The 25,967-nt window shown below is 46.3% G+C and carries 22 protein-coding genes; 18 read left to right on the forward strand and 4 right to left on the reverse strand.

Features of this window, described 5'->3' with window-relative positions:
* Positions 1-53 precede the first annotated feature (53 nt).
* From infB to HRQ91_RS03830, 11 genes are all read left to right on the forward strand, one after another.
* Positions 54-2,867 (forward strand): translation initiation factor IF-2, encoded by a 2,814-nt coding sequence (gene infB / locus HRQ91_RS03780; RefSeq protein WP_210120335.1) that lies wholly within the window; start codon positions 54-56, stop codon positions 2,865-2,867.
* Positions 2,868-2,873: 6 nt separating this feature from the next.
* Entirely contained in the window at positions 2,874-3,254 is a 381-nt protein-coding gene (gene rbfA, locus HRQ91_RS03785; RefSeq protein WP_210120336.1) for a 30S ribosome-binding factor RbfA, read from the forward strand.
* Positions 3,220-4,404: a tRNA pseudouridine(55) synthase TruB gene (gene truB, locus HRQ91_RS03790; protein ID WP_210120337.1), complete on the forward strand. Its 1,185-nt coding sequence runs from the start codon at positions 3,220-3,222 to the stop codon at positions 4,402-4,404. Before rbfA ends, truB begins: the two co-directional genes overlap by 35 nt.
* A 34-nt stretch (positions 4,405-4,438) precedes the next feature.
* Positions 4,439-5,275, forward strand: a complete 837-nt coding sequence (locus HRQ91_RS03795; protein WP_210120338.1) for an FAD synthetase family protein — start codon at positions 4,439-4,441, stop codon at positions 5,273-5,275.
* 29 nt (positions 5,276-5,304) lie between these two features.
* Positions 5,305-5,574 (forward strand): 30S ribosomal protein S15, encoded by a 270-nt coding sequence (rpsO, locus tag HRQ91_RS03800; RefSeq protein ID WP_210116846.1) that lies wholly within the window; start codon positions 5,305-5,307, stop codon positions 5,572-5,574.
* A 233-nt stretch (positions 5,575-5,807) separates the two neighbouring features.
* The gene (gene pnp / locus HRQ91_RS03805) at positions 5,808-7,907 is read left to right on the forward strand and encodes a polyribonucleotide nucleotidyltransferase (RefSeq protein WP_210120339.1); all 2,100 of its coding nucleotides are present in this window, start codon (positions 5,808-5,810) and stop codon (positions 7,905-7,907) included.
* A 108-nt stretch (positions 7,908-8,015) separates the two neighbouring features.
* A complete protein-coding gene (gene dut / locus HRQ91_RS03810; RefSeq protein WP_210120340.1) occupies positions 8,016-8,474 on the forward strand; it encodes a dUTP diphosphatase in 459 nt (152 codons plus the stop codon).
* A gap of 51 nt (positions 8,475-8,525) precedes the next feature.
* Positions 8,526-9,749, forward strand: coding sequence for an LptF/LptG family permease (locus tag HRQ91_RS03815; protein WP_246473272.1), 1,224 nt, complete (start codon positions 8,526-8,528; stop codon positions 9,747-9,749).
* Positions 9,746-10,822 carry an LptF/LptG family permease gene (locus tag HRQ91_RS03820; RefSeq protein WP_210120341.1) on the forward strand — a complete coding sequence of 359 codons (1,077 nt, stop codon included), beginning with the start codon at positions 9,746-9,748 and terminating at the stop codon, positions 10,820-10,822. Before HRQ91_RS03815 ends, HRQ91_RS03820 begins: the two co-directional genes overlap by 4 nt.
* 59 nt (positions 10,823-10,881) lie before the next feature.
* Positions 10,882-12,024 (forward strand): tRNA guanosine(34) transglycosylase Tgt, encoded by a 1,143-nt coding sequence (gene tgt, locus HRQ91_RS03825; RefSeq protein ID WP_210120342.1) that lies wholly within the window; start codon positions 10,882-10,884, stop codon positions 12,022-12,024.
* A 54-nt stretch (positions 12,025-12,078) separates the two neighbouring features.
* Positions 12,079-13,710, forward strand: a complete 1,632-nt coding sequence (locus HRQ91_RS03830) for a HEAT repeat domain-containing protein (RefSeq protein ID WP_210120343.1) — start codon at positions 12,079-12,081, stop codon at positions 13,708-13,710.
* Between the two features lie 42 nt (positions 13,711-13,752).
* Here HRQ91_RS03830 and HRQ91_RS03835 read toward each other — a convergent pair whose 3' ends face one another.
* From HRQ91_RS03835 to nadS, 3 genes are all read right to left on the reverse strand, one after another.
* Positions 13,753-16,371, reverse strand: coding sequence for a helicase-related protein (locus HRQ91_RS03835; RefSeq protein ID WP_210120344.1), 2,619 nt, complete (start codon positions 16,369-16,371; stop codon positions 13,753-13,755).
* A 111-nt stretch (positions 16,372-16,482) separates the two neighbouring features.
* Positions 16,483-17,508, reverse strand: a complete 1,026-nt coding sequence (gene pta / locus HRQ91_RS03840; RefSeq protein WP_210120345.1) for a phosphate acetyltransferase — start codon at positions 17,506-17,508, stop codon at positions 16,483-16,485.
* Between the two features lie 322 nt (positions 17,509-17,830).
* On the reverse strand, positions 17,831-18,184 hold the full coding sequence (gene nadS, locus HRQ91_RS03845) for a NadS family protein (protein ID WP_246473273.1): 354 nt from the start codon (positions 18,182-18,184) through the stop codon (positions 17,831-17,833).
* Between the two features lie 366 nt (positions 18,185-18,550).
* Between nadS and HRQ91_RS03850 the strand changes: the two genes are divergently transcribed.
* From HRQ91_RS03850 to mtaB, 7 genes are all read left to right on the forward strand, one after another.
* Positions 18,551-19,453, forward strand: a complete 903-nt coding sequence (locus tag HRQ91_RS03850) for an Rpn family recombination-promoting nuclease/putative transposase (protein WP_210120346.1) — start codon at positions 18,551-18,553, stop codon at positions 19,451-19,453.
* Between the two features lie 389 nt (positions 19,454-19,842).
* Positions 19,843-20,946, forward strand: coding sequence for a hypothetical protein (locus HRQ91_RS03855; RefSeq protein ID WP_210120347.1), 1,104 nt, complete (start codon positions 19,843-19,845; stop codon positions 20,944-20,946).
* Between the two features lie 4 nt (positions 20,947-20,950).
* A complete protein-coding gene (locus tag HRQ91_RS03860; protein WP_210120348.1) occupies positions 20,951-21,103 on the forward strand; it encodes a hypothetical protein in 153 nt (50 codons plus the stop codon).
* Positions 21,104-21,206: 103 nt separating this feature from the next.
* Entirely contained in the window at positions 21,207-21,944 is a 738-nt protein-coding gene (locus HRQ91_RS03865) for a DUF4469 domain-containing protein (protein WP_210120349.1), read from the forward strand.
* A gap of 238 nt (positions 21,945-22,182) precedes the next feature.
* Positions 22,183-22,542 carry a bactofilin family protein gene (locus HRQ91_RS03870; RefSeq protein ID WP_210116835.1) on the forward strand — a complete coding sequence of 120 codons (360 nt, stop codon included), beginning with the start codon at positions 22,183-22,185 and terminating at the stop codon, positions 22,540-22,542.
* 110 nt (positions 22,543-22,652) lie between these two features.
* The gene (locus tag HRQ91_RS03875) at positions 22,653-23,288 is read left to right on the forward strand and encodes a tetratricopeptide repeat protein (RefSeq protein ID WP_210120350.1); all 636 of its coding nucleotides are present in this window, start codon (positions 22,653-22,655) and stop codon (positions 23,286-23,288) included.
* Positions 23,288-24,913: a tRNA (N(6)-L-threonylcarbamoyladenosine(37)-C(2))-methylthiotransferase MtaB gene (gene mtaB / locus HRQ91_RS03880; RefSeq protein WP_210120351.1), complete on the forward strand. Its 1,626-nt coding sequence runs from the start codon at positions 23,288-23,290 to the stop codon at positions 24,911-24,913. The genes HRQ91_RS03875 and mtaB overlap by 1 nt, the downstream gene beginning before the upstream one ends.
* 36 nt (positions 24,914-24,949) lie before the next feature.
* Here the strand turns inward: mtaB and HRQ91_RS03885 are convergent, their stop codons facing one another.
* Positions 24,950-25,930: an alpha/beta hydrolase gene (locus HRQ91_RS03885; RefSeq protein ID WP_210120352.1), complete on the reverse strand. Its 981-nt coding sequence runs from the start codon at positions 25,928-25,930 to the stop codon at positions 24,950-24,952.
* Positions 25,931-25,967 lie beyond the last annotated feature (37 nt).

A 25,967-nucleotide genomic window follows, 5' to 3' on the forward strand; every position in this document is an offset into this window, starting at 1 on the left:
AAAAAACTGCGTTGCGGTTTTATGAAAGTTTATTTGCGAGGATAGATAGCTATATGGCAGATGAGTCTGTTAAAAAACCTGAATTTGTATTAAATAAAAAAAAGACCGATACCGCCGCTGAAAAACCGGCTTCTTCCGGTACGCCCGGAAAAAAGCGTGTGGTCATCGTAAAGAAGGGGCCTCCCGCCAATGGGGTATCAAACCGCGACGCACAGATTTCTGCTGTAAAAAAGGTTGTGCCGTCCGCTATCCCTTCACAAAAAGCGAACGAATCCGCAAGTTCAGGCGCCGTGCATCCTTCCTCCGCCGAACATAAAACTTTAGCGCCTGAAGAAAAAAAGACGCCTTCTTCTTTTGAATTCGGCTCGCGCCGTCCGAACGTTAAAGCCGGAAATCTTTCCGACCATCCGCGTTCCAACGATTACAGAAGCGGCGGATTCAGAGGCCCGCGCAACAATTATTCGAATAACCAGGGCGGGTATAACAATAACTACCAGCATCGCGACGGAGGCTTTACCGGAGCTCAAGCCCGCGAAGGCTATCAAAACCGTGAACGAGACAGTCAGGGCTCCTACCAAGGGCGCGGCGGCGCAGGGGGGCGGCCCCCGTTCGCTCAGGGGCAGGGACGTCCCGGCAGTTACAGAAGCGGACCTGCCGGAAGCCGTCCGGGTTTTGCCGGGCAACGGACTAACGGGAATTCCCGTCCCGGATTTACTTCTTCGCGTTCCGCATCTCATTCGGCGCCCGCTCCCATGCCGGATGTGCGTTCCGCCGGAAAAAAAGCTTTTAAAGGTAAAAAACAACAGGTTTACAGCCGCAAAGATAGAGAAGATTTGTTTGACGAATCGTCTTTATATGACAACAAGAAAAAGACCGAAACACCGGCGAGCGTAGTTCCCAAGCAGATAGACATAATGGAAACTATTTCCGTTTCCGACCTTGCAAAAAAGATGAATTTAAAGGCTTCGGAAATTATTTCAAAGCTTATGGCTATGGGTATGATGGTAACCATAACGCAGTCCATAGACTCCGATACGGCGACATTGCTTGCCTCCGAATACGGATGCGACGTTCATCTTGTAAGCTTATATGATGAAACGGTAATCGAAAGCGAAAAGATTTCCGAAGCGGATATGTTGCCGCGACCTCCGATAGTTACGGTTATGGGACATGTCGATCACGGTAAGACTAAAACTTTAGACGCGATACGGCATTCCAATGTAGCCGCCGGAGAATTCGGCGGAATTACGCAGCACATAGGAGCTTATTCCGTTTCGACTCCTAAGGGAAAAATCACGTTCCTTGACACTCCCGGCCATGAAGCGTTTACGATGATGAGAGCAAGAGGGGCGCAGGTAACCGATATTGTTGTGTTGGTAGTCGCCGCCGATGACGGCGTTATGCCCCAGACCTTGGAAGCCATTCATCATGCAAAAGACGCAAAGGTACCGATTATAGTTGCAGTGAACAAGATCGATAAACCCGAAGCAAATCCCGATCATGTAAAAACCCAGCTTTCGGAACATGGCCTTACTCCCGAAGAATGGGGAGGCGACACTCAGTTTGTTTCGATAAGCGCTTTAAAGGGGCAGGGAATAGATCAGCTGCTTGAGGCGGTTCTGCTTCAAGCGGAAGTTCTTGAGCTTAAAGCCCCCGTCAGCACCCGTGCCGAAGGAAAAATCATTGAATCCCGCGTCGATCAGGGCAGGGGAATCGTAGCTTCGGTTATAGTGCAAAAAGGTACTCTGCATCAGGGGGATTCTTTTGTTGCAGGAATTTACGCCGGACGCGTTCGCGCCATGTTTAACGATCTGGGGCAGCGCATTCAGGAAGCGGGGCCAAGCACTCCAGTTGAAGTTTTGGGTCTTGAAGAAATGCCCAACGCGGGAGATCCGTTCCAGGTGACGGAAAGCGAAAAAGACGCCCGCTCCGTTTCTTCCAAGCGGCAGGAACTTAAACGCTTTGAAGACGCGAAGGCCGTTAAAAAAGTTACTTTGGACAACCTGTATCAGACGATCGACGCAAGCGAAGTAAAAGAACTCAAAGTAGTAATTAAGGCCGACGTTCAAGGTTCCGCCGAAGCTCTTAAAGCGTCATTGGAAAAACTTTCCACAAAAGATATAAGGCTCGTGGTTATTCATTCTTCCGCAGGAGCTATAAACGAAAGCGACGTACTTTTAGCTGCGGCCGATTCAAACGCATTTATAATCGGATTTAACGTTCGGCCTACGCCTAAGGCAAAACTGCTTGCGGATCAGGAAAAGGTGGATATCCGTAAATACAATATAATTTACAAGGCTGTAGAAGAAGTTACGCTTGCGATGGAAGGCATGCTTAAGCCTGATACTAAAGAAGAAATTACCGGAACTTTGGAAGTCAGAAACACGTTCAAAGTGCCCAAGATCGGGCTTATTGCCGGTTGTTACGTTACGGACGGCCTCATAAAACGTTCTAGCATGGTAAATCTTATCCGCGACGGAATAGTTCTTTATACCGGAAAAGTTACGTCTCTTAAGCGCTTTAAAGACGACGCCAAGGAAGTAAAAACGGGTTTTGAATGCGGTCTCGGTCTTGAAGATTGGCAGGATATTAAAGTAGGAGATCAGATTGAAGCCTTTGAATATGTAGAAGTTGCCAGAAAACTCGGCGACACGCTAGTAGACGAAAAAGCCGATGCCGAAAAGCGGGCCGTTGAACGCGCCGCGGCAATGAAAGCCGAAGCTGCCGCCGCTTTGGAAGCGGAAAAAGAGCAAATAGCGGCGGAAAAGACGGCCGCGAAGGCAAAAAAGGCCGCCGCCAAACAGGAAACGGCAAAACAAGCGGAAACAAAGCGTGAAAATGCAAAAACGGAAAAGGAAGCAGAGTAATATAATATGAGCGAATACAGATTGATAAGATTGGGGGAACAGCTTCGGGATGAAATTGCCAATCTTATCCTTCGTCAGCAAATAAAAGACCCTAGAGTTTCGACTTTTTTGACGATCAACCGTGTCGAAGTTTCCCGCGACTTGGGATACGCAAAAGTGAGCGTTTCGAGTTTCCTTCCCGACCAGCAGCTTGAAACCGGTGTCGCAGGACTTCAAAGTGCGGCGGGTTTTATTCAGTCCACGATCGCAAAAAAACTTAGGATAAGACAGTTCCCGAAACTTACCTTTGTCGCAGACACTGCGATGAAAGAAGGCTTTGAAATGATAAAAAAATTGGAAAAATTGGAAGCTGATGAGCGCTCCGCAAAAGAAGACGATCGAAAATAAATCCGGGATCGTTTTGTTTGCCAAACGTCCGGGTAAGACAAGTTTTTCTTCGCTGTACACGATAAAAAAAGCGCTGAATACGTCGAAGGTGGGACATACGGGGACTCTTGACAGCTTTGCCTCAGGACTTCTTGTCGTCTGCACCGGTCAGCTCACCCGTCTTTCATCCCGAATAACTTCTTTTGATAAGACTTACGAAGCTGTTATAAGCTTCGGACAAGAGACCGATACCTTGGAACCTTCGGGAAAAATCACAAGACAGGCGCCGCTCCCTAGTCTTTCAGATCTTTATTCGGCGCTCGACGCATTTACAGGCAATTTTATGCAGAGCCCGCCGGTTTTTTCGGCAATCCGTATAAAAGGCGAGAGAGCAAGCGATCTTGCCAGAAAAGGAATTTCCGCCGATATTCCTGAGCGGCCCGTTTCGGTTTATAGATGCAAATTGCTTGAAGTTAAGCTTGAAAACGGAAAAATTTTTGAAGCAAAAGGCAAGGACGGCGATAAAGCGCTGCTTGAAGAAGCGGATCTGTGCGGCGATGAAAAAGTTTTATATGCGCGGATATTGTTCGAGGTTTCAAAAGGAACTTATATAAGAAGCCTTGCGCGCGATATAGGCGTTTTTTGTAAAAGCGCTGCTCACCTGAAGGGGCTTTTACGAACAAAGGTGGGAAATTTTTCGCTTTCCGAGGCGGCGGGATTTTCTCTTTTACCGGATTTTAACATATCGAGCGTGCTTGAAAACGAAAAAACTTTTGAAAACGCTTGTGCCGATACGGCCGATTCTGAAGCGGAGCTTCGGCTTGAGGTAGTAGAAAAACTTAAAGGCATGACGCAGGAACTTGCTTTAAGCTGCGGTCTTGTACCGGTAAAAATTTTGCCTGAGTATGAAGATTCTTTTTATAACGGCAGACCGCTTAAAAAAGAGATGTTTGAAAGGCCGGCGCGAGGTTTTAATCGCAACTGCGGAAAACTGCCGTTTGACGGCAAGAAATCTTTGTTTGCGGTTTTTACGGAACAGGATGTTTTTTGCGGCACGGTCGAGGCGGCAGGGCACTACAGCGGCGATATGGGACAAAACTGCTTGACGTACGGATATGTGATTCCCCGGCAGCATGGTTTTATTTTGAAGCCTGCGTCACAAAAGACCTGAGTCTAAAAGAATATTTACAGCAAGGGATTAGTAAATGACTGTAATTGCTTGGAACGACGTTTTGAAGATGATAGAAGGTAAAAGTTTTTTTTCCGATTTTTTTAACGCCGGATGCGGAACGGCCGTATCCGTGGGCAGTTTTGACGGCCCCCATATCGGACATAAAAAATTGTTTGAAGCGCTTTTGTCATGTAAAAAAGAAGGCCTTGTCCCCGGAGTTTTGACGTTCACGCGCCCCTTGGCCGGATATAAAAATCCTGAAGAATACCAAGGCGATATTTCAACACTCTCACAGCGTCTTTCATCCTTTGAAAATGCAGGGCTTGCCTTTGCGGTGGTAATTGACTTTTCCGACGATTTTAGTAAAATAGAAGGACGTGTTTTTCTTTCACTCTTGCAAAGATATCTTAACATGAAATTTCTTGCGGAAGGCGAGGATTTTCGCTGCGGATATCGAGGCGCCACGGGAATCGGTGACATTTGCAAGTATGCCGCAGAAAGCGGATACGCTGCGGCAGCCGTTCCTCCCGTATTATACGGAAACGAAAAGGTGAGCTCTTCACGGATAAGGCAAAACATTTTAGACGGAGATTTTGTTTCCGTAGAATACATGCTTTCAGCGCCTTATAAAGTCGATTGCGCGGATATTAAATGGCGTGTTGAAAAAGAGAGAGATACCGTGTTCTTGTTTGCGTCTAAGCCTGCCGTACAGGCGCTTCCTGCAAAAGGAACATATGATGTAAAATTAACGTTGTGTTCGGGACAAGACGGCTGCAGAGCAAAATTTATTTCGGAACCTCATTCCCTTCGCCTAGAGATTCCGACGTCTAAAAAAATCTCTGCGGTACAGATAATGGAATTTATCGTGTGAAAATGAGACATTTATAGAGAGGAATATTAATGGCACTTACAAAAGAAACTTCCGCTGCTATTGTCAGCAGATTCGGTGCAAAAGAAAACGACACCGGCAACACAAAGGTTCAGGTAGCTTTGCTTTCCGAACGGATCAAACAGCTTACTGCCCATGTGCAGCGTTTCCCGAAGGATTCGGGAGCCAAGCGCAGTATGATGAAGCTTGTCGGGCAGCGGAGAAGCATGCTCAAATATCTTGAAAGACGCAATCTTGAAGTTTATCGAGAACTTATAAAAGATTTGAATTTGCGCAAATAGGTTTGTTTATAGAAAGCCTGTTGAACATGCGGCCTCCGCGTTCTCAGGCTTTTTTTGTGTTTTTATTCGTGTGGAGGGTCAAATAACCCTGTCGCCGCTTGAAACTTCTTTTCGGATCTGCGGACGAGTTGTTGATTGGATGTATTAAAAAAGCGCACGGATAAACAGTCTCCAAAATTGATATTTTGTTCGACTGTTGCATTTTAAAGAATATAAAGAATTAGAAGGAAATAATGGTACAAAGAGTTACATATAAGATCGGTGATGAAGAACTCATCCTTGAGACGGGAAAGATCGGTAAACAGGCTAACGGCTGCGTTTACGCTCAATTTTCAGGAACGGCCGTAATAGCGACCGTATGTGCTTCCGGCACGGTAACGGAGGGGATGGATTATGTCCCTGTTACCGTAGATTACAATGAAAAATTTTATGCTGCGGGTAAAATTCCCGGAGGCTTCGTAAAGCGTGAAGGCCGTCCTAAGGATAAGGAAATTCTTGTTTCCCGTCTCATAGACCGCCCCATGCGCCCTCTTTTTGAAATGGCGTTCGGACGCGAAATTCAAATAGTCCCTACGTGTGTTTCGACTGACGGCGTTCATACGCCCGATATCCTTGCAGTCATTGCTTCGTCTGCGGCGGTTACCATCTCCGACATTCCTTTTCACGGACCGGTCGCCGCATGCCGCGTAGCCTATATAGACGGGGAGTATGTTGTAAATCCTACGTTCCAGCAGATTGAAAAGGCAAAGCTCGAAATTGTTGTAGCCGGAACCGCGGAAGGCTTTACAATGGTCGAAGGCGGCGCTCACGAGGCTTCGGAAGATGTTATGCTCGGTGCGCTGGAAAAAGCGCAGGAATTTATTACTCAAATGTGCCGTCTGCAGGAAGAATTGCAGAAAAAGGCCGGAAAAGAAAAACTTCCGCTTGCTCCTCTTGACGTAACGTTACAGAATGCCGCTGAAATTGAAAATGAAGCTACTCCCCTTGTAAAAGAAGCAAGCTTTAAAAGCGGCAAAATGGCCAGAAGCGCTGCCGTAAAGGCCGTAAAAAAGCAGATATCGGAAAAATATGCCGCCCAGCTTGAAGATCCTGTGCAAAAAAAATTGTTCGATGCGCTGTTTGACGATATTCAGTACAAACTTTTACGAAAATCCATACTCGACGAAGGCGTGCGCATAGACGGCCGTAAATGCGATGAAATTCGTCCTATCACCTGTGAAATCGGCGTGCTTCCCCGTCCGCACGGCTCGGCTTTGTTTACGCGCGGCGAAACTCAGTCTTTGGCCGTTACTACTTTGGGGACGGCGCTCGACGAGCAGATCTATGACGATATTGACGGCGACAGGAGCGAAAATTTTATTCTGCATTATAATTTCCCGCCGTATTCGGTAGGAGAAGTCGGACGTCTTGCTACGGGACGCCGCGAAATCGGGCACGGAAATTTGGCGCGCCGCTCATTGGCTCCAATGGTGCCTTCCCGTGAAGAATTTCCTTATACCATCCGCGTAGTTTCCGAAATTATGGAATCCAACGGTTCTTCTTCTCAGGCTTCCACTTGCGGCGGCTGTCTTTCTATGCTTGCCGCGGGAGTCCCGATGAAAAAGATGGTGGCCGGTATCGCTATGGGTTTGATTACCGACGGGCCAAAATATGAAAAATATAAGATTCTTTCCGACATCCTTGGAGAAGAAGATCACTTAGGCGACATGGACTTTAAAGTTGCCGGAACTAGGGACGGCATAACAGGGTTCCAGATGGACATTAAGATAGCCGGCGTTACGACTGAAATAATGAAAAAGGCTATGGATCAGGCACGGGAAGGGCGTTTGCATATTCTTTCGATAATGGAAAAATGTATTGACAAACCGGCGCCCATAAGCCAATTCGCTCCCAAAATACTTTCAATGAAAATTCCGATCGATAAGATAGGGGTTCTCATCGGCCCTGCAGGAAAAAACATCAAGGCTCTATGCGCGGATTACGACGTTACTATCAATACGGAAGACGACGGAACCGTAACGATTTACGGCAAAACCGGTGACGCCGCCGAGAGGGCAAAGAAGGCGGTAAAAGGAATTACCGAAGATCCTGAAGTCGGCGCGATCTACAACGGTACTGTAAAGCGTCTTATGGATTTCGGAGCCTTTGTTGAAATTCTCCCCGGCAAAGAAGGTCTGTGCCATATTTCCAAACTTTCGCGTTCGCGCGTAAATAAGGTAAGCGACGTATTGAAAGAAGGTCAGCAAATACCTGTAAAACTCCTTGAAGTGGATAAAATGGGGCGCCTCAATCTTTCTTATATTGACGCCGTTGAAGCGCAGGAAAAAAAATAAAACCGAATGACGCCTATTTTGCAATTGCTGCGGAGTAGGCATGCAAAGGCTTGCGCGCGATTACCTGTCGGGTTATGCTGTTAGTAAGCGAAAGATCAGGAGCTGCAGATGGCTGAAAAAAAAGTGGATCAGGGAACGATTATTCCTTTTGTTATTGAAGATTCCGCCAAACTGCCGGAATATAAGAGCGAAGGCGCTTCGGGCGCCGATGTTTACGCCTGCTTAAAAGAGCCCGTCGTTCTAGCGCCCGGAGAGTATAAGCTGATTCCTACCGGATTAAGCTGCGCGATACCCGAAGGCTATGAAATACAGGTAAGACCGCGATCGGGACTTGCAGCTAAAAACGGAGTTACCTTGTTAAACACTCCGGGCACGATCGACAGCGACTATCGCGGAGAAATAAAAATAATCCTCATAAATCTGGGAAAGGAACCGTTTACGGTCAAAGATAAGGACCGCATCGCGCAATTTGTCGTTGCACCCGTTGTTAAAGGGTATTTTAAAGCGGTAACTTTTTTGGACAATACCGACCGCGGGCAAAACGGATTCGGTTCTACCGGCGTTTGATTTTCCTGATTTTCTTGCGTAAGTTTTGCCCTGTTATATGATTGTGTTCATATGATTATGTTTGAAAGATGTTTGAAAAAAATCGAAGGTTTTATTGAAAATCTTATAAGCGCTCTGATTTATTCTTTTAGAAAGATATTTTTACCAGGATCTTTGAATATTTTGTCCGACAATACCATAGGCCGGTATTTTGTCGGAGAGCTTTTGCTGTATTTTTTCGTTTCGTTTTTGTTTTTCTTTATGGTTTTTTTTGTAAACCAGATATTGCTGTTGGCGGAAAATATTCTTCAAAAAAGAGTTCCTGTAGGAGACGTTATACTGCTTGTCACATATTGCCTTCCGTTTATAATCGCCCAGTCCGCGCCATTCGCCACGCTTGTAGGATTTTTGATGTGCATAGGACAGATGATGAGTTCCAACGAAATCCTCATCATACGCGCTTCCGGGCTGGGCTATAAAAAGATTTTGGCTCCGGTCTTGTCGCTCGGTCTTATCATTTCCGTCGTATCTTTTTTTGTAAACGATTATCTTTTGCCATTAGGCACTATAAACTATTTGAGGCTTTACAGGAACATCCTTCAGTCAAACCCTTCCGTTGAAATCGAGCCTCATTCCATTAAACGGACGAACGATTCTACGCTCATAATCGGAGATGTCAACGGTACTGATATTTCGGATTTGATTTTATTCGACACTGACAGGGACGGCGATCAACGAATCATGGTTTCAGGTCATTCTTCCGTAATAAAATCACGGCAGCGGGGCGTCGTCATGCAGATATCTATGGACAATGCGTTTGCCTTACTTTTGGATAAGGCAAACAGGAGTTCTTATGATACTCTTAAAGCGCGATCTGTTGATTTGAATATTTTCGAATCTTCGTTTTTCGATCAGCCGAGCGGTATAAACCCCAGAGAAATGACTTCTTTCGATCTTTTTCGCCGTATTTCCGAAATGAAAAAAGACGAAAATACGCCCGGCGAAGTGCTTAATCAGTATGTATTGGAGTACAATAAAAAGTTTTCTATGCCGTTCGGTTCGTTGTTTTTCGCTTTGTTAGCCGTTCCGCTTGCAATAATTTTCGGAAAGCACAACGGGCAGACTATAGGACTTATAATAGGAATTTTTATTTCGGTATTTTACTGGGCCGTCATGATCCTCGGGCAAATTTTTTCCTCAAGGAGCGGACACGGAGGATTTATCAGCATGTGGATTCCGAACATAATCATAGCTGGGGCGGGATCCTTGTTTTACATAGGTATGATACGAAAATGAAGCTTGTTTTGTATCTTTACAGGCGGTTTTTGTCTGTTTTTATAGGGGCTGCCTTATTTTTTTCATTTGCGCTTTTGCTTGTGGATTTGCTCATGAATTTATGGAAATTCATCTTAAACCAAGCCGCCTTGCCGGATGTTTTACGGATAATGCTGTTTTATGCTCCAAAGACCGTATGGTATGCGGTTCCGGCTGCGGTTTTATTCGCTTCGTCCTATGTTTTAAGCGACCTCTATGCCAATAACGAACTCACTGTGATATTTGCCTCAGGTATTTCTCTCAGAAGATTTACGTTTCCTCTTTTGATTTTGTCGCTAATATTGAGTTTTTCATTGTTTTTCTTTGAAGACCGTATAGCCGCTCCGTTTTATGCAAAAAAAGTTGAGCTTCAAAACGAAGTTTTAAAAGCAGATAAGTCCAAGAGCAACGCAAGAATCGTCGTTCTTTCGGACTACGGGCGCATAGTTTATAAGGCGGATTTTTATGACGACGGCCGGCAGCAGCTTTATAAGCTTTATCTGGTTTTGCGCAACGAAGACAGGACTGCTGATTGTGTTATCGCCGCGGATTCGGCTTTATGGGACGGCATTGAACAAAGGTGGCAATTGCAGTCGGCGGTGGAATACAAGGTTTTTGATGACGGCATGAAAATTGTTCCGATAGAAGACGGAATTGAAGAGCGCCTTACCGAGCCTCCCGAGACGTTCAGGAATAATACCGTTTCTATGGAAGAAGTAAACACACGCGAAGCCCGCCAATATCTGGCGCATCTTAAACGTACAGGACTGCCGTCGGCGGAAGCGAGGTCTGTGTATTATAAAAAATTTGCGTTTCCTTTTATTGTATTTATCGTCGTCTTTTTGTCCGTAGGTCTTTCCGGAAAAACAAGAAAAAACGTTCTTCTCGTAAGTTTGTTTTTGTGCATAGGCGCTGCGGTTTTGTTTTATGTAACGCAGATGATTACCATGTTGCTTGCAAAATTCGGTTATATACCTCCGGTTTTGGGAGCGTGGTTCCCCGTGTTTTTATTTGTGATTTTAAGCGCCGTTTTATTGAAATATTCGCGGACTTAAATTGACGTTCAGCCGGCATATTTGAAATTTTTTTAATCGGCCGACTGTCGGGAGTTTATATGGCTTTTTTTGAAATAACGTCCTCCGCCTCCGTATCAAACGGAAAAGAACGCTGCGGCGTTTTAAATCTTCCTCACGGAACCGTAAAGACTCCCGTCTTTATGCCTGTGGGAACCAATGCCACCGTAAAAGCGATTTCGAAAGACGATCTGGTCGAAATAGGTTTTGACTTGATTTTGGCGAACACTTATCATCTTTTTTTGCGGCCGGGGCCGGATTTGATCGAAAGCGCCGGAGGACTACACGGGTTTTCAGGCTGGCGGCGCAATTTTTTGACGGATTCCGGGGGATTTCAAGTTTTTTCGCTTTCCAAGATCAGAAAAATTTCAGAGGAAGGAGTGACGTTTTCAAGCCACATAGACGGTTCAAAAAAGTTTTTTACACCTGAAAACGTCGTCGACATTCAAACACAGTATAACAGCGACATTCAAATGCAGCTTGACGTGTGCACGGGATGGGATGCCGGCAGAGAGGAATCCGAAAAAGCGCTTGAAATAACTTCCCGCTGGCTTGAAAGGGCGAGAAGCGAATGGATAAAAAAACGCGACTCAGGTTACAAAGGAATTTTATTCCCCATAGTTCAAGGGAATTTTTTTGAAGATTTACGCAAAAGAAGCGCAGAATTCGTTTCGAGTTTTGAAGATTTGCAGGGAATTGCCATCGGAGGGCTTTCCGTCGGCGAGCCGCCTGAGCAGTTTGCGCATTTTTTGCAGCATACGGTTCGTTTTTTGCCGCAATCGAAGCCTAAATACGTTATGGGAATCGGAACGCCCGAATACATACTTGAAGCGGTAGCCGATGGCGTGGATATGTTCGACTGTGTTCTTCCCACCCGCAACGCACGTAACGGTTCCTATTTTACGCACGAAGGTATGCTTTCGATAAAGCAGGAAAGATACGCCCGCGATTTTTCGCCTTTGGACGATAAGTGTAAATGCAAGGTATGCCGCAATTACAGCCGCTCCTATTTGCGCCATCTTTTTAAAACAAAGGAAATACTCGGTTCCATGCTGGCGACTTATCATAATCTTTATTTTTTGAATAATATGATGAATGAAATACGGGACGCCATAAACGAAAACCGTTTTGATCGTTATCGTAAAGATTTTCTCGCTGGATTCGGAAGCGGTAATGTCCTATAATGGAACGGATATGGATAGGAACGATAAATTTATTTTATAAAAAGAAATTGAATTATGTTAAATAAAAGAATCATAGCGGCGGCTTCGGCGCTTTTATCGGTTTCGTTTGCATTTTCTCAAGATTCCGGCATAAGTGCGGTAAAAGACCCGAGAGAGGCATCTTCTGACACCGCAGTGTCCGAGAATGCAGCGTCCTCCGGCGCCGAATCAGCAGATCAAGGTGCGGCTTCCTCTGACGCGCCCGCAAACGCTGCACCTCCTGCCGGCACGTCTTCCGGCAGCGCGGCGCTTTCCCCCGATACGTCCGATTCTGAAAATTCGGTTTCCGGCGGCCCTTCAAAAATCCCCGCAAAAAAACGTCCTCGAAAGCCGGACGGCGAAAAAGTTAAAATTGCACAGCAAAAAGACGTAGGAAAAGACGCTGTAAACGATAAGCGAGACACAATAAAGTACGGAATCGAAACCGATATAGTAAAGCTCGTAGAAGAACTTTCGTCAAACGACGATCCGCGCTTTGTAGACGATCTGTATGACCTGTTTTATACCACAAAGAGCGACAGAATAAGGATCGCAATTCTTGATTATTTTGCAGGTCTTGAAGATCCTTGCCTTGAAGATTACGCCGTCGATATTTTAAACGATCCCTATGATGAAAATTCCGATCTCGTTTCGTCGGTCTTTAAATATGCGGCCGCCGTAAAGTCCAAGGCTGCGATTCCCGCAGTTATGGCAGTCCTTGAAAACGACAACGAAACCTATTTTAACAATGCTCTTACGACAATCGGCGCGATAGGCGGAAATGAAGAAGCCGCCGTTTTGGTGCAGTATCTTGAGCGGGAAGACTTAAGCGTGGCTCAGCGTCAAACTCTTATGAAGGTGTTGGGGAGCATAAGAGCCGTAGAAACATGGCAGACACTTTCGGACATAGTTGAAAATGAAGATGAAAACGTATTTGTGCGCTGTTATGCCGCAGAATCCATAGGCGCCATGCAAAAAGAAGAATCTCTTCCCATTCTAAAAGAGCTTTTCGAAGACAGGGATCCGAACCTGCGCATCTACGCTTTAAAAGGACTTTCCAATTATAAAAAAGACAAGGTAAAAGATGTATTCCTTGAAGCCTTGCGCGATCCTTATTATAAGGTGCGTCTTGAAGCGATCTCCGGAATCGAAAAATTGGATATAACGGAAGCTTCTCCATCTCTCATATACCGCGCAAAAAATGATCCTGAAGCTGCGGTAAAGAAGGCTTCTTACCCTGTTATCGCGAAGCTTGAAACGTCCGAAGGCGACGAATTTTTAACGGAACTTCTGGCCGACAAAAAAACAGGCGACGGCACTAAGGCTTTGGCGTCCGACGCCCTCATGAAGCATAAAAAAAGCGTCGCAAAAGAGATTTTAGATCTGGCACAGACCGCCGTAAAAGACAAAACTCGTAAGCAGCTTCGTTATTCGCTCGGAAAGCAATTCGTAAAGTACGCAGCCGAAGAGAACCTGCGTCCGCAATTCGCCGAAATTTGCAGGCTATACTTGGAATCCGACGACGTTTTAACCCGCGGAATAGGACTTGATCTTTATGCGATAGGCCGCTACTCCGGCTCGGATGAGATCGTCCGGTCGATCGCCGAAAGCGAAAAGAAATCCGCCGTTAAAACAAAGGCTAGAAAGATCTTAAAGTTGGAGGACTAGGACGGCAGCGGCGTAAAAAGGCCGCGCTCCTTCTTACAGATTCTAATCATAAAGATCGTTAAGGCTTCTGTAAAGCATGTTTATCTTTTCTTTTTGCGAATCGGAAAGTTTTAAAACATCCGTGCCGCTGTTTATTTCATCTATAAGGACTTCGAGCGAAGAAAGACTTTCGTTCAAGGCCGTTGAAAAACCTCGTGAAACTTTAAACCAGTAAGTGCCGTTCCCGTCAGTAAAAAGGCCTATGAATCCCAGCTCTTTGCTTTTTGTTTTTGCGGTAGTCACTTTAAGCACATTGTCAAGAGTCTGCGTCAGTTTTGTGATCCCGCCGTCTTCGTTGATATTGATGTTGAATTTTCTGTTCCATTGACGTCCTTCGTCTACGGGCGTAAGATCAAGCGCCTTTGCAAGTTTAAAAATCAATTCCATTTTTTCGCCTGAAAGCAGCTCGTATCCGTTGCCGAAAACGATCTTACCGCGCAGGCCGTATATTTGTTTTAATAGACTTTTGTCCTGTTCGGCCTGCGCGGCAAATTTGAATACGTCCCACGGAAGAAACAATGTTTTTTTGCCTTTAACCTTCCTGAGAGTAAAGGTTTTCCCTCCGAAGCGGACGATGTCCTCGTCTTTTTCGGTTTTATTGTGCCGTCGGGGGCTTGAACTTTCGGAACTTGCGCCTCGAAGCGGTTCAAAGCTTTTTTCCTTCGTTGTTTCGCGATCTTCGCCTCTGACGCGTCTTTTTCGCATTCCGATGAGTTTTTCTTCAAGGTCTTGACCTATTCGTTTTAAAAGAGCGGATGTAAGAGGCGACACGCTCATTGCGAACATTCTGCTTGTTCTGACTATCTCTCCGGCAACTATGTAAAGCGGATCCTTTCTGAACATGCACGATCCGGGGTGTATGGTAATATGTTCGGCTGTGAGACTTCTGTAGTTTTCTTTTCCGTCGCGGATGCATATGAATTGGATCATTCCCGCTCCTATGCAGCATAAATAATCGTCAAGAGACCCGGACGAAGATATGGGGAAGCCCATGTCGCTCACAATCTGGGTGAGCTGCAGGTTTATGTTTTCTATTTCCGCCATTACCTTTGCGTCAAGAAAGTGTTTTTCGCAAAATTTTTCCCGGTCGCTCTTGTTCTGTGCGGTATAAAGGGAGTAGACTTTTAAATATGTCACAAAATCTCCCTGTATGTCGCGAAAGGCGTGGTGGGCTTGCCTTGCATCCATCTCTTGTCCCGGAGGAAGGACAAAGGGAGACTGAGCGGACAAAAAAGCCGCTGCGACAAGAACCTGTTCCGTTACGTCGGGATAGTACATAAGCGATTCCACTATTATGCGGCTGATCCTCGGTTCGAGCGGAAATTGGACCATAAGCTTGCCTACGGGAGAAAGGGTATTGTCGCCGTCAAGGGCTTTAAGCATGTTGAGGGTTTCTACTGCGCCTATTATTCCTTCTTTTCCCGGCGGAGATATAAAATCGAAAGATTCAAAATCGGTGATTCCGAGTTCAGCCATTCTGAGTACGACTTCGCTCAAATCGGTGCGATAAATTTCTTCAAGGGTGTATGTTTCCCTCGTATCGAAATCCTTGCGCGGATAAAGTCGGTAGCACGTTCCTTCCCCCGTGCGGCCTGCGCGTCCCCGCCGCTGATTGCATGACGCTTTTGAAACGGGAGTTTCCTGCAGGCTCGAAGTGAAGGTCTTGGGGCTGTAATAGTTCAGTTTCGCAAGTCCTGAGTCTATCACGGACGTTATTCCTGCGATTGTGACGGAAGTTTCCGCAATGTTTGTGGAAATTACTACCTTTTTTTTGCCGAACGGAGCGTTTTCAAAGACTTTTTCCTGATCTTCTTTAGGAAGCCTCCCGTATAACGGAATGATGTGAATCTTATTTCTGAATGGCGAATGATAAAGTTTTTGCATGCAGTCTTTTATTACCTTTTCGCCGGGTAAAAAGATAAGGATGTCGCCGCTGCTGCGATTGGCCAGGATCCTGTCTATGATCACGGAAATCTTTTCAAGAAGCGCTTCCGTCGCGGTGATCGTAAGCGTGCTTGCAGGAATTGCAGGCGGATCATACACGATCGTAACGGGATACGTGATCGTGTCTATAGTTACGATAGGACATCCGTCAAAATAATTTGAAAATGCTTCCGCATCCATTGTCGCCGAAGATACTACGACTTTAAAATCTTTCCGTTCGGTCAATATGCGTTTTAAAAGCCCCAACACAAAGTCTATGTTAAGACTTCTCTCGTGCGCTTCGTCCACCATGATCACCGAATACTTGCTTAGCCACGGATCCAGCTTCATTTCCTGCAAGAGAATTCCGTCGGTCATGATCTTTATGAGAGTGGTATTGTCCGTCTTGTCCTCAAAGCGCATTTTATAACCCACGAGCCCGGGGAATTTAGTATTGAGCTGTTTTGCAATAAATTCACTTACCGAAAGAGCGGCTATGCGCCGCGGCTGAGTGACGGCTATCATTCCGTTTGAAGAATAACCCGCTTCGTGCAGTATTACGGGAATCTGTGTAGTTTTACCGGAGCCTGTGGGGCTTTGAACCACGATCACCTGGTTTTGCGAGAGCGTATCCAATATGCGCTGCTTTTGCGCATAGACGGGAAGTTTTGTATAATCTTGCCTGATATTTACCGCCATGTTGTTTTTCCTTAAGTCGTTTATGCCGCTTTATAAAATAAAAAAAGACTCCAACTCTATTTTATGAATAGAATATGAAGTCTTTTCGATATTCCGCATTTTAAGGAACCTTTAATTCTTTTTACCCGCCTGTACCATCGTAATTGCACAGGTGACTACGATATCTTCGGAAGAACATCCGCGTGAAAGATCGGAAATAGGTTTTGCAAAGCCCTGAAGAACGGGGCCGTAAGCATCGGCATGCGCCAAGCGCTGCACAAGTTTATAGCCTATGTTTCCTGCGTTTAAGTCGGGAAAGATCATAGTGTTTACCTTTCCCTCTATAGGAGATCCGGGAGCCTTTTGTGCCGTAACCGAAGGGATAAGAGCCGCGTCCGCCTGCAATTCCCCGTCAACCAAAAGCGAAGGAGCCTTTTCTTTTACGATCTTCAAAGCGTTCTGGACTTTTTCTACGGAAGGACTTTTTGCCGAGCCCTTTGTTGAAAAAGAGAGCATTGCGACTGCCGGCTCGACGCCGAGCAGATCCTTGCAGGACTTTGCCGAAGAAATTGCAATGTCGGCAAGCTGTTCCGCATCGGGATCGGGATTTACGGCGCAGTCGCCGAAGATCATAAGGCCTTCATGCCCCCATTTTTTGTCGTGTGTGTCTATCACAAAACAGGAAGACGCCGTCTTTGTTCCTGCGGCGGTTTTAATGATCGTAAGCCCTGCGCGGAGCATGTCTGCGGTGGAAGAAAGCGCTCCCGAAACCATAGTGTCCGCAAATCCTTTTCTGACCATCATCGCGCCGAAACGCATAGGATCCTGAATTTCAATGCGCGCCTTTTCAAGCGGCATAAGAGGATTGCCTTTTTCGTCGACTTTTTTCTTTCTGAGATCAAAATACTCTTGAGCAAAGTCGTCTATCCATTCGGAAGACGAAGGATCCACAATCGTAATTCCTTCCAAAGAAACGCCCTTATCTTTTGCAACTTTTTCAACGTCTTCTTTTTTACCGAGCAGGGTGAGTTTTCCCGCAAGTTTTTCTTCAACGATTTTTGCAGCGGCAACAACGGTGCGGGGTTCCGTTCCTTCCGGCAATACCAAAAAATTCTTGTATTCGCGCGCCTTTTTTTTCATCTCTTCAACAAAATTCATAACAAACCCTCGAAAAACAACTTTTATTTGCAAGCAATCGGACGGATTGCCGTCGCCCTGCGGGAAACGCCGCTTTATTCATGTTCGGATAATCGGTGCTGACTTTATAATAATGTCTGTGAACTCTTTTTGCAACCGCACAGGAAAATTACTTCGCAGTATTAAAAAAAATTAATAATATAAAATCAATAACACCCTTTGTTTCCGGCAGCTAAGAAGAATGTTTGAATTCCTTTTTTCATAAAAAAAGCCCTCTTGTATTTTATTTATACAAAAGGGCTTTTGAAAAGCTATTAACTTTCAAGAAAAAGTAAAAATATTTTTATGTAACAAGCACATTCTTTACATATTGCGGATCAGCTGAAACGATTTTCAAAAGCGATAAAGCCGCTCCCGCAGGTTTTCTTCTTCCTTGTTCCCAATTACGCAGCGTTCCGACGCTGACATTAAGCATTGCCGCAAATTCTTCTTGTGTTTTGTTTGTTTTATTACGTATTTCACTGATGTCTAAAGGCTCAATGTGAAAAACCCGTGAAGGCTTCATTTTTCCTTCTTCAATCGAAACCGCCTCTTTTACACTTTGTTTGAGTTCATCAAACATTTCATTAGGCATTCTTCTCTTTAACATAATATACCCTATGTGCGTCATTGGCGTACATTTGTCAAGTGTTTTCATAAAAATCTCATAAAAAAGGATCTAACATGACCCTCTCCGTGCAGGGAACGCGCCTCTTGTCCTCGTAGCCGAAAAAATCCCTCCAAAAAATCCCTAAAAGTTGAAATCTGCGGGAAAACGGGGTATGATAAACACATCAGTCATCTTAAGTCAGTCCTGCAATTTATTGTTACGAGAGACTTATGTACGATAATGCCGACACCGGAAAGGCTCTATCTCCGGCGCGAAACACGCAAAGCACGCGAAACATCGCGCTGCGGGCGGCAATAAGCAGACTGCGGGCGCTTACCGCACAAAAGAGTGCACAGGCGCCTGTTTGCTTTGCGTCAAACATCTCGTGTCGGAATATAAAAGCAGGGAGCGGCTATGAGTACAGCAAACAGAAAATATAAGGATTCGGTTTTTGTTGACCTTTTCAGTGAAGACGAAAAAGCAAAAGAAAACTTTTTATCGCTGTATAATGCTCTGCACGGTACAAACCTTCCGCTTTCGTCTCCTGTTGAAAATATACGGCTTGAAAACGTTATGTACATGAACATAATAAACGATGTTTCCTGCCTTGTAGACGGTAAAATCATCGTGCTAGCCGAACATCAATCGACAATAAACGAAAACATGCCGTTACGTTTTTTGGAATACATCGCAAGGCTCTATGAAAAGCTGCAAGCGCCGACAGACCGGTATTTAAGAAAGCTGTCAAAAATACCTACACCTGAGTTTTACGTCTTTTACAATGGAATGGAAGATTACCCTGAAACTACAGTCCTAAAACTGTCCGATGCATTTATGACAAAACCGGAACACGCTCCGCTGGAACTGACGGTGCAAGTGCTCAATATAAATACGGACAAAGTAAACAAAGTTTTAGCAGCGTGTAAACCGCTTGAAGAATACAGTCTCTTTGTAGAAGAGGTGAGAAGGCAAACTCAGCTCGACAGTGAAAACGGCTTTACCAATGCGGTAAAGATATGCATAGAAAAAGGAATATTAAGAGAATACTTACAGAGAAAATCACGGGAGGTAATCAATATGTTAGTGGCAGAATATGACTACGATACGGACATTGCGGTACAGAGAGAAGAAAGTCTACGGATTGGCATACAACAAGGAATTGAGCAGGGAATTGAACAAGGAATTGAACAGGGTTTCTCCGACGGCTCGCGCCAAAAAGCTCTTGAAACGGCAAAATTGATGAAAGGTATGAATTATCCGATTAATGACATTTGCACAATATCGGGGCTTCCCAAAAAAGAAATAGAGGCTTTATAAAATCAATATGTTAGTAGCAACCTCCGCCCAGGCACTTGACAAAACTCGCGTGCGCCCCATAATCGTTCGTCAGTTCGTCAGTTCGTCAGTTCGTCAGTGTAGCGTAGACTGTACTTATAACACAAAATCCGCAAGACGGTTGGGAATCTCGAAAAACTCGCTAAGAGCGAGTTTTTCGAGATTTCAAAAGACCGCTACGAAGCATTTGCCGGCGGGTGCCGCACACAATCCTGCCGGCAGCCCTGCCGCGCTCAAAACAAATCAATCTTCTTACACAACAGGCGCACGGAAAGAAACATTCCTTCCGCGCGCTTTTTTTATACCCGCACCGTCATACGTCTTTTGCGGTGCGGGAAGATTACCCACTACATACCATTTGGAGGTTGTTTATGGAAATACGTAAAAAGACACAGCTCTTTATACGCCGGGCGGCGATGTTTGCCGCAGTTTTGCTTACAGGTTTGGCGATAAGCTGTTCCAACGGCAGCGGTTCAGGAGGAACGCCGGAACCTATTAAAACCGTTGACGTGTATGTTACCGGAAGAAGCGACGACAGAGCCTATGTGTGGATAAACGGCATAACTACGGAACTCAGAGCGGACTCACCCGGCCCCTCTGTCAAGGTATATCCGCATGCGGTGCGCTCACAGGGAAAAAACGTATACATTACAGGAGTGGAAAATGACAGCGGCGTTACCAGGCCGCTCGTATGGAAAAAAGACGGCAGCCTGCACTGGATCGGCAATAACTGGTGGAGCAATGCGTATGACATCGCGTTTTATAAGGGAAAAACCCTTGTCGCAGGCGAAACCTCTGACGGCACCGATGAGGGGGCGAGCCTTACCGACATCAGCGACCCCGACAACCCTGTCGTAACCTTTTTGTATAAAAAAACGCCCCCGATAAACTATGCGGAAGCCCGCGCCCTGTGCACCGGTACCGACAAGCTGTACGCGGCAGGCTTTAAACGTGACGGGAATACCTACAAAAAAACCGTCTTTTTATGGACAAAGCCCGATTCAGGCTCTATAAGCGAAACGGAATTGGGACTTGAAGGCAATACCGCTTATACCGACAGCATTCCCTACGGCCTGTGTACGGCAGGCTCTTCGGTCTATGTTGCAGCAGGTAATGTGTGGAAGGTAGAAGGCGGGGCCGTTACCCCCATTCCCGTCGCCGATGCCCGCGCTCTCTATGCCCTGTGCGTGTGCGAAGGCACCGTCTATGCCGCAGGATGGACGAACGCCTACAAAGCCGCCGTATGGAAAATCGAAGGGGCAAGCGCTTCGCTGTACAAAGAGCTTCCTACCGTGTCTAGCGGAGTGTTTGCACTCTGTGCCGCAGGCGGTGACCTTTTTGCCGCAGGCTATTATCTGGACACCGGCAACAAACCCGTGTGGTGGCACATTGCAGCAGACGGCACCGTTACCGAGAACAAACTCGGCACCGACGAAGGCGAAGCCCTCGGCATTTGCGTTACGGTGAAGGAGTAAGGGTTTGAAAACGGCTCAAAATCCGCAAGCGGATTTTGAGCTTCGAGTTTTGGAAAATCGTGAAGAGCTCACGATTTCAAGTCAAGTTCCGGTGCGCTGTGAGTACACTGGAACATTGCGTGCAAAAACCTCCCTGCTTTTCTCGCCGGGTTCTTAGGGCAGAGCCCTAAGCAGCGCGGGAAGAGAGAGGGAGGGTTTGGGAGGGAGAGAGAAACCTTGCTCTGAACGAGGTTTCTTTCTCCCTCCCAAAGGAGACTTTTATGGCTAAAAAGAAATTCGTATGGGAAGTCTATTTACGGCCGAACACGCTCACAAAGGACAATGACCGCGATTGTATCGCCGACGTTCATGCGCACACGGGAACACAGCGCAATGAAGACATTGCGGACATTATCACGAAAGAACGAAGCGAGTTCCGAAAAGAAACCATCTTGAGCATCCTCAGTTTGCGCGACAAAGCGGTTAAAGACCTGATTCAGGCAGGCAACAGTTTTATGGACGGCCTTGTGCAGATAAGCCCGCGCGTATCGGGCGTCTGGCAAACGGAAAATGCCGCCTACGACGAGAAAATCCACAAACGCACGGTCGACCTTATCCCGACGGCCGACTTACGCACCGTGCTCGACGCTATCGGCGTTAAGGTACTCGGCGCAAAAGAAGCGAGCGCGCGCATTACGGCAATCACCGACACGGCCACCGGCTTACACGACGGTACGCTCACCATAGGAGATGACATCATCATCGAAGGCGACAAACTCAAGGTGAACGAAAAAGACGCTCTACAGGGCGTGTTCTTTAAAACCGCCGACGGCACGGAGCACAAAACCACTCGCCGTCTTTCGGTGAACAAGCCCGGCCAAATCATCGCGCGCGTGCCCAAAGAAGTGCCGGCAGGAAAAGTAACGGTGATTGTGCGGACGAAGTACACAAGCGGGGGCAAGCCGCTCGCCGATATGCGTGAAATCGTCTTTAAACTTGCCTGTACTGCAAAAAACTAAACAGTCGATTGTTTGTGTGCTCGAGCGCTCGATCGGGCACAACCCTCCGCCGTGAGGGCGCGAGGCCCTCCGCTTGGAGGGAACATGTCCCTTCGAGCGGAGCAGCCCAATCCGCCCGTTCGGAGGGAAGTTCTCCCTCCGCTGTGATCTAACACAATCCTCCCCGCGCAGGGAACGCGCCGTGTCCCGTTAAAATTCATGCATTGACCTAGCTTTTATTTCCTTGTAAATTATTGACATGGTTGATTCTAGCAATAATGACCTGTTCGACAGGGAAGACGACGATTATGACACATATATCGCTCCGGACTTGAAATTTTCGGGTAATATACGCTTTGAAAGGCCGTTTATAGTAAAAGGGCAAATTTCAGGGAATATTGAAGCTTCAAGCGATTTGGTCGTAGATTCGGGGGCGGTAATAAATGCGGATATTTCGGCGGACAGAATTTTAGTCCGTGGAAAAATTACCGGAAACGTGAAAGGCAAAAGGGTTGTGTTTGTTACCTCCACAGGTTCGGTAAGCGGCGATATAACTTCCGCACAGGTAGTTCTTGAAGCCGGCAGCGATTTTACCGGACGCTGCACAATGATAAAATAAAGAGTTATGCGGCAGGCGAAAAAGTAACGTGCGCAAGATGCGCGCAGCCGCGGCATTTTTGAAAGCTCAAATTTTTGTGCTGTGATGTAATTTTATAGGATATTTATATTATGAAAAGAATTAGTTTAATTCCCTGGCTTTTTTTGTGTGTTTTTTTTGCGTATCCGCAGGAAAAACCCGACGCGCTCAGAATGTATATTCAGGGCAACTACCTTGAAGCGATAAAGATCTGTGAAGGCGAAATCGCTTCGGAACCGGTTCACGCGGATTCGTTTGTCGTCCTATGCTGGAGCCTTGTGGCGAACAAACAGTATGCGGTTGCGGAACAGCGCGCTTCCGACGGATTGGCCTTAAGCCCATACGACCTTCGCCTTGTTGAAGTTTTAGGCGAAGCGAAATATTACCAAGGAAAAAACAGGGAAGCGCTTGAGCTGTTTGAAAGATATTTGGCCGGTATTCCCGATTCCGGAAGCCGCGTAGGCTCCGCCTATTATTTTATGGGTGAAATTTATATCAGGCAGGCGAAGTATCAGCATGCCGACATTTCATTTACCGCCGCCGTCAAAAAAGATCCCCTTATGGAAAGATGGTGGACTCGGCTAGGTTATGCGCGGGAAAAGGCTAAAAACTACAGCGGCGCCGCAGCTGCTTACGACAAAGCCTTGGAATTGAATCCGTCGCAGGATGACGCCGTCGCAGGGAAGAGCAGGATCTCAAATATTTTAAGTCAGGCTCCCGCGCTTTAATGCGATATCACGTTCATTTTGAAACGCTCGGCTGCCGCCTTAATCAAATAGAAAGCGAAAGCGCCGCGCGTTTTTTTTCGGATTCGGGATTTTCAGTCGATCTTGAAAACATCAGCGCTTCAGCCGTCCCCGCCGAGCGCACCGTGCTGTGCGTTGTAAACACATGTACGGTAACTACTAAGGCCGAACAAAAAGCCCGCAGAGTTATAAGACTTTTGCTTAAAAAATATCCGGCTGCGGCCGTAGTCGTTACGGGCTGCTATGCACAGGTGGAACCTGACGAAATTTCGGCGATGGACGAGCGCATAGCGGTTTTGCCCGGCATGAAAAAAAACCGTTTGGCGGATATTCCCCTTATTTTAAACTCTTTTATTCATGAAAGGCCGAAATCGAACTGCGCAAAATATGATGCCGAATATGATTTTGACGCGTGCGGTTTCGTTCACCATCTTTCGGAAAAACTTTTTTCGGTTTCGGGCGGGGGCGGCGTTCTGTCTCCGCCTCAGAAGTCGCCGCTCAAGAGTGCTCTTTTTAAAGCGATTCCTGTCGCTCAAAATCCTCCTTCAGTAAAAAATTCTTCATTCGTGGGTTTTTCGGAGGATCCGTTTCGCCTTTCGACGGACACTTTTCTGGCTCATTCGCGTTCTTCGATAAAAATTCAAGACGGTTGCAACTGCTCGTGTACGTACTGCCGCATCCGCATAGCGCGAGGAAATTCGGTTTCGCTTGACGCCGAGTCCGTGCTTTCGCGGGTTCTGGCGCTGCAGAGGGCGGGGCAGAGCGAAGTTGTCATCACAAGCGTGAATATCGCTCAGTACGCAAGCGAATACGGCGGGCGTAAAATCGGTTTTACCGATCTGCTTAAAATTTTGCTGGATAAAACCGACGGCATCGCGTTCAGACTTTCAAGCTTGTATCCTGAAATCGTCGATGAGAAATTTTGCGCCTTAGCGAGCGACGACAGGATACGCCCTCATTTTCATCTTTCGGTACAAAGCGGCAGCGATAAGATCCTTAAGGCTATGAATCGGCCGTACGGGATTGAACAGGTGTATAAAGCCGTAGAGCTTTTAAAAGCGGCAAAAAAAGATCCGTTTTTGGCATGCGACATCATAGCGGGGTTTCCCGGAGAAACCGACGAGGATTTTTGGGAAACGCTGGAATTATGCCGTAAAGCGAATTTTACGTGGATTCATGTGTTTCCTTTTTCGCCGCGTCCGGGAACAAAAGCGTATTCTATGAAACCCAAGGTGGCAGAGTCCGTTACGGGAAAAAGAGTTTCTGAGATTTTTTCTTTGGCGTGCAAAAACAAAATCGATTATATTTTAGCGATGAAAGGAAAAGCTCTTACAGCCGTCGCGGAAAAAGCATTTAAAGCGGGTTGCGGTACGATAAAAAACGCCGACGAAACCGAACGGCAATTCGGACGGCGCGAGAATACGACATGTTTCAGCGCCTTAACTGAAAATTTTTTGCATTGCATAGTCGATTGCGGGGGTTGCGGCGAAAAAACGGTTCCGCGCCCGGGAACTCCCGTAAAGATAAAGATAGTGTCCCCTCTTGAAGACGAAATAAGAGCGGGAAAGGAAGAAGAAGCCCGCGCGAAACTTGTGCGGTTTTTTTAGCGGCGGCTTGTGAGGTTTTTCGCGGCAAAAGTTTTATCACTGCATAAAATCTTTTAAAGCCTTAACGTAAAGTTCCCTGTCGCAAAAAAAGCTTGTTGCGTGTTCCGCCCCTGTTTTTAAAAATACTTTCGCTCCGGTATATGCTGCAAAGTTCTCTTCGCTCATCTTTAAGGGGACAAAATTGTCTTTTGTTCCGTGAATAAACAAAATCTTGACGCTGTTCGTGTCGGTGTTTTTATTTAGGCCGCCCGCAAGGGGATTTTGCGATTTTTCTTTATGCGGCGAAAGGGCTGCCAAAGTTGAATATGAATACGGATTGTAACCGCAGAAAATTCTTATTCCCAAATTTATAAACGGCATAAAGAGCGCGGCGGGCAAATGATATTCGTTTTTAAGCCCCAGTTCCAGGATCTTTCCGGGACTTGTAAAACCGCAGTCCGCAATTATTCCTTTGACATTCGGAGAAAGTTTGTGACCTTTCGCCATCAAAACCGTAGCGGCTCCCATGGAAATTCCGAAAAGCCAAATAGGATCGTTTTTACCGAAACGCGTATTGACGTAGTCTATCCAGCTTAGGCAGTCGTAACGCTCTTTTATGCCGAGCGTTATGTATTTTCCTTCGCTGTTTCCGTGCGTTCTTTGGTCGCACAAAAGCACGTTGCAGCCTTCGCCGTAAAAATATTCGTAAAGACCTGCAAAGTCAAACGAGGCGAGGCTCTTGTACCCGTGCATGAGGATCACCGTTCCTTTTTTATTTTGTTGAGGCGTAGTAAGCAGCGTTGCCGCAAGGATAAGATTGTCGAAGGATTTTATGCGCACTTGCTCGCTGTCTTGCCGGGAAAGCCATTGCTGCGATTTTTTTATTTCATCCATGAAGGGGCTTCTGCTTCCCTCCGTATCAAGGGAAGGATCGTCCCAGCCTTTTTGAGGCCGTTTGAAATAACGATTAATCAGAACCGCCGTTATGACGATGCCCAAGGCGATGTAAATAAAGACGAGTATGATTATTCCATTCATGTTATCTTTATCCGTAGAATCGCATATGAACTCGGCG

The organism is Treponema parvum, from assembly GCF_017893965.1.
Lineage (GTDB): Bacteria > Spirochaetota > Spirochaetia > Treponematales > Treponemataceae > Treponema_D > Treponema_D parvum.

What these genes read in the sequence shown, in the direction of transcription:
- HRQ91_RS03850 (WP_210120346.1), top strand. Translation starts at nt 18,551, where the DNA reads ATGAGTACAGCAAACAGAAAATATAAGGATTCGGTTTTTGTTGACCTT.
- truB (WP_210120337.1), top strand. Translation starts at nt 3,220, where the DNA reads ATGAGCGCTCCGCAAAAGAAGACGATCGAAAATAAATCCGGGATCGTT.
- HRQ91_RS03875 (WP_210120350.1), top strand. Translation starts at nt 22,653, where the DNA reads ATGAAAAGAATTAGTTTAATTCCCTGGCTTTTTTTGTGTGTTTTTTTT.
- HRQ91_RS03835 (WP_210120344.1), bottom strand. Translation starts at nt 16,371, where the DNA reads ATGGCGGTAAATATCAGGCAAGATTATACAAAACTTCCCGTCTATGCG.
- HRQ91_RS03815 (WP_246473272.1), top strand. Translation starts at nt 8,526, where the DNA reads ATGATTATGTTTGAAAGATGTTTGAAAAAAATCGAAGGTTTTATTGAA.
- infB (WP_210120335.1), top strand. Translation starts at nt 54, where the DNA reads ATGGCAGATGAGTCTGTTAAAAAACCTGAATTTGTATTAAATAAAAAA.
- HRQ91_RS03820 (WP_210120341.1), top strand. Translation starts at nt 9,746, where the DNA reads ATGAAGCTTGTTTTGTATCTTTACAGGCGGTTTTTGTCTGTTTTTATA.
- dut (WP_210120340.1), top strand. Translation starts at nt 8,016, where the DNA reads ATGGCTGAAAAAAAAGTGGATCAGGGAACGATTATTCCTTTTGTTATT.
- HRQ91_RS03865 (WP_210120349.1), top strand. Translation starts at nt 21,207, where the DNA reads ATGGCTAAAAAGAAATTCGTATGGGAAGTCTATTTACGGCCGAACACG.
- HRQ91_RS03855 (WP_210120347.1), top strand. Translation starts at nt 19,843, where the DNA reads ATGGAAATACGTAAAAAGACACAGCTCTTTATACGCCGGGCGGCGATG.
- HRQ91_RS03885 (WP_210120352.1), bottom strand. Translation starts at nt 25,930, where the DNA reads ATGAATGGAATAATCATACTCGTCTTTATTTACATCGCCTTGGGCATC.
- HRQ91_RS03870 (WP_210116835.1), top strand. Translation starts at nt 22,183, where the DNA reads ATGGTTGATTCTAGCAATAATGACCTGTTCGACAGGGAAGACGACGAT.
- rbfA (WP_210120336.1), top strand. Translation starts at nt 2,874, where the DNA reads ATGAGCGAATACAGATTGATAAGATTGGGGGAACAGCTTCGGGATGAA.
- rpsO (WP_210116846.1), top strand. Translation starts at nt 5,305, where the DNA reads ATGGCACTTACAAAAGAAACTTCCGCTGCTATTGTCAGCAGATTCGGT.
- mtaB (WP_210120351.1), top strand. Translation starts at nt 23,288, where the DNA reads ATGCGATATCACGTTCATTTTGAAACGCTCGGCTGCCGCCTTAATCAA.
- pnp (WP_210120339.1), top strand. Translation starts at nt 5,808, where the DNA reads ATGGTACAAAGAGTTACATATAAGATCGGTGATGAAGAACTCATCCTT.
- tgt (WP_210120342.1), top strand. Translation starts at nt 10,882, where the DNA reads ATGGCTTTTTTTGAAATAACGTCCTCCGCCTCCGTATCAAACGGAAAA.
- HRQ91_RS03830 (WP_210120343.1), top strand. Translation starts at nt 12,079, where the DNA reads ATGTTAAATAAAAGAATCATAGCGGCGGCTTCGGCGCTTTTATCGGTT.
- pta (WP_210120345.1), bottom strand. Translation starts at nt 17,508, where the DNA reads ATGAATTTTGTTGAAGAGATGAAAAAAAAGGCGCGCGAATACAAGAAT.
- HRQ91_RS03795 (WP_210120338.1), top strand. Translation starts at nt 4,439, where the DNA reads ATGACTGTAATTGCTTGGAACGACGTTTTGAAGATGATAGAAGGTAAA.
- nadS (WP_246473273.1), bottom strand. Translation starts at nt 18,184, where the DNA reads ATGAAAACACTTGACAAATGTACGCCAATGACGCACATAGGGTATATT.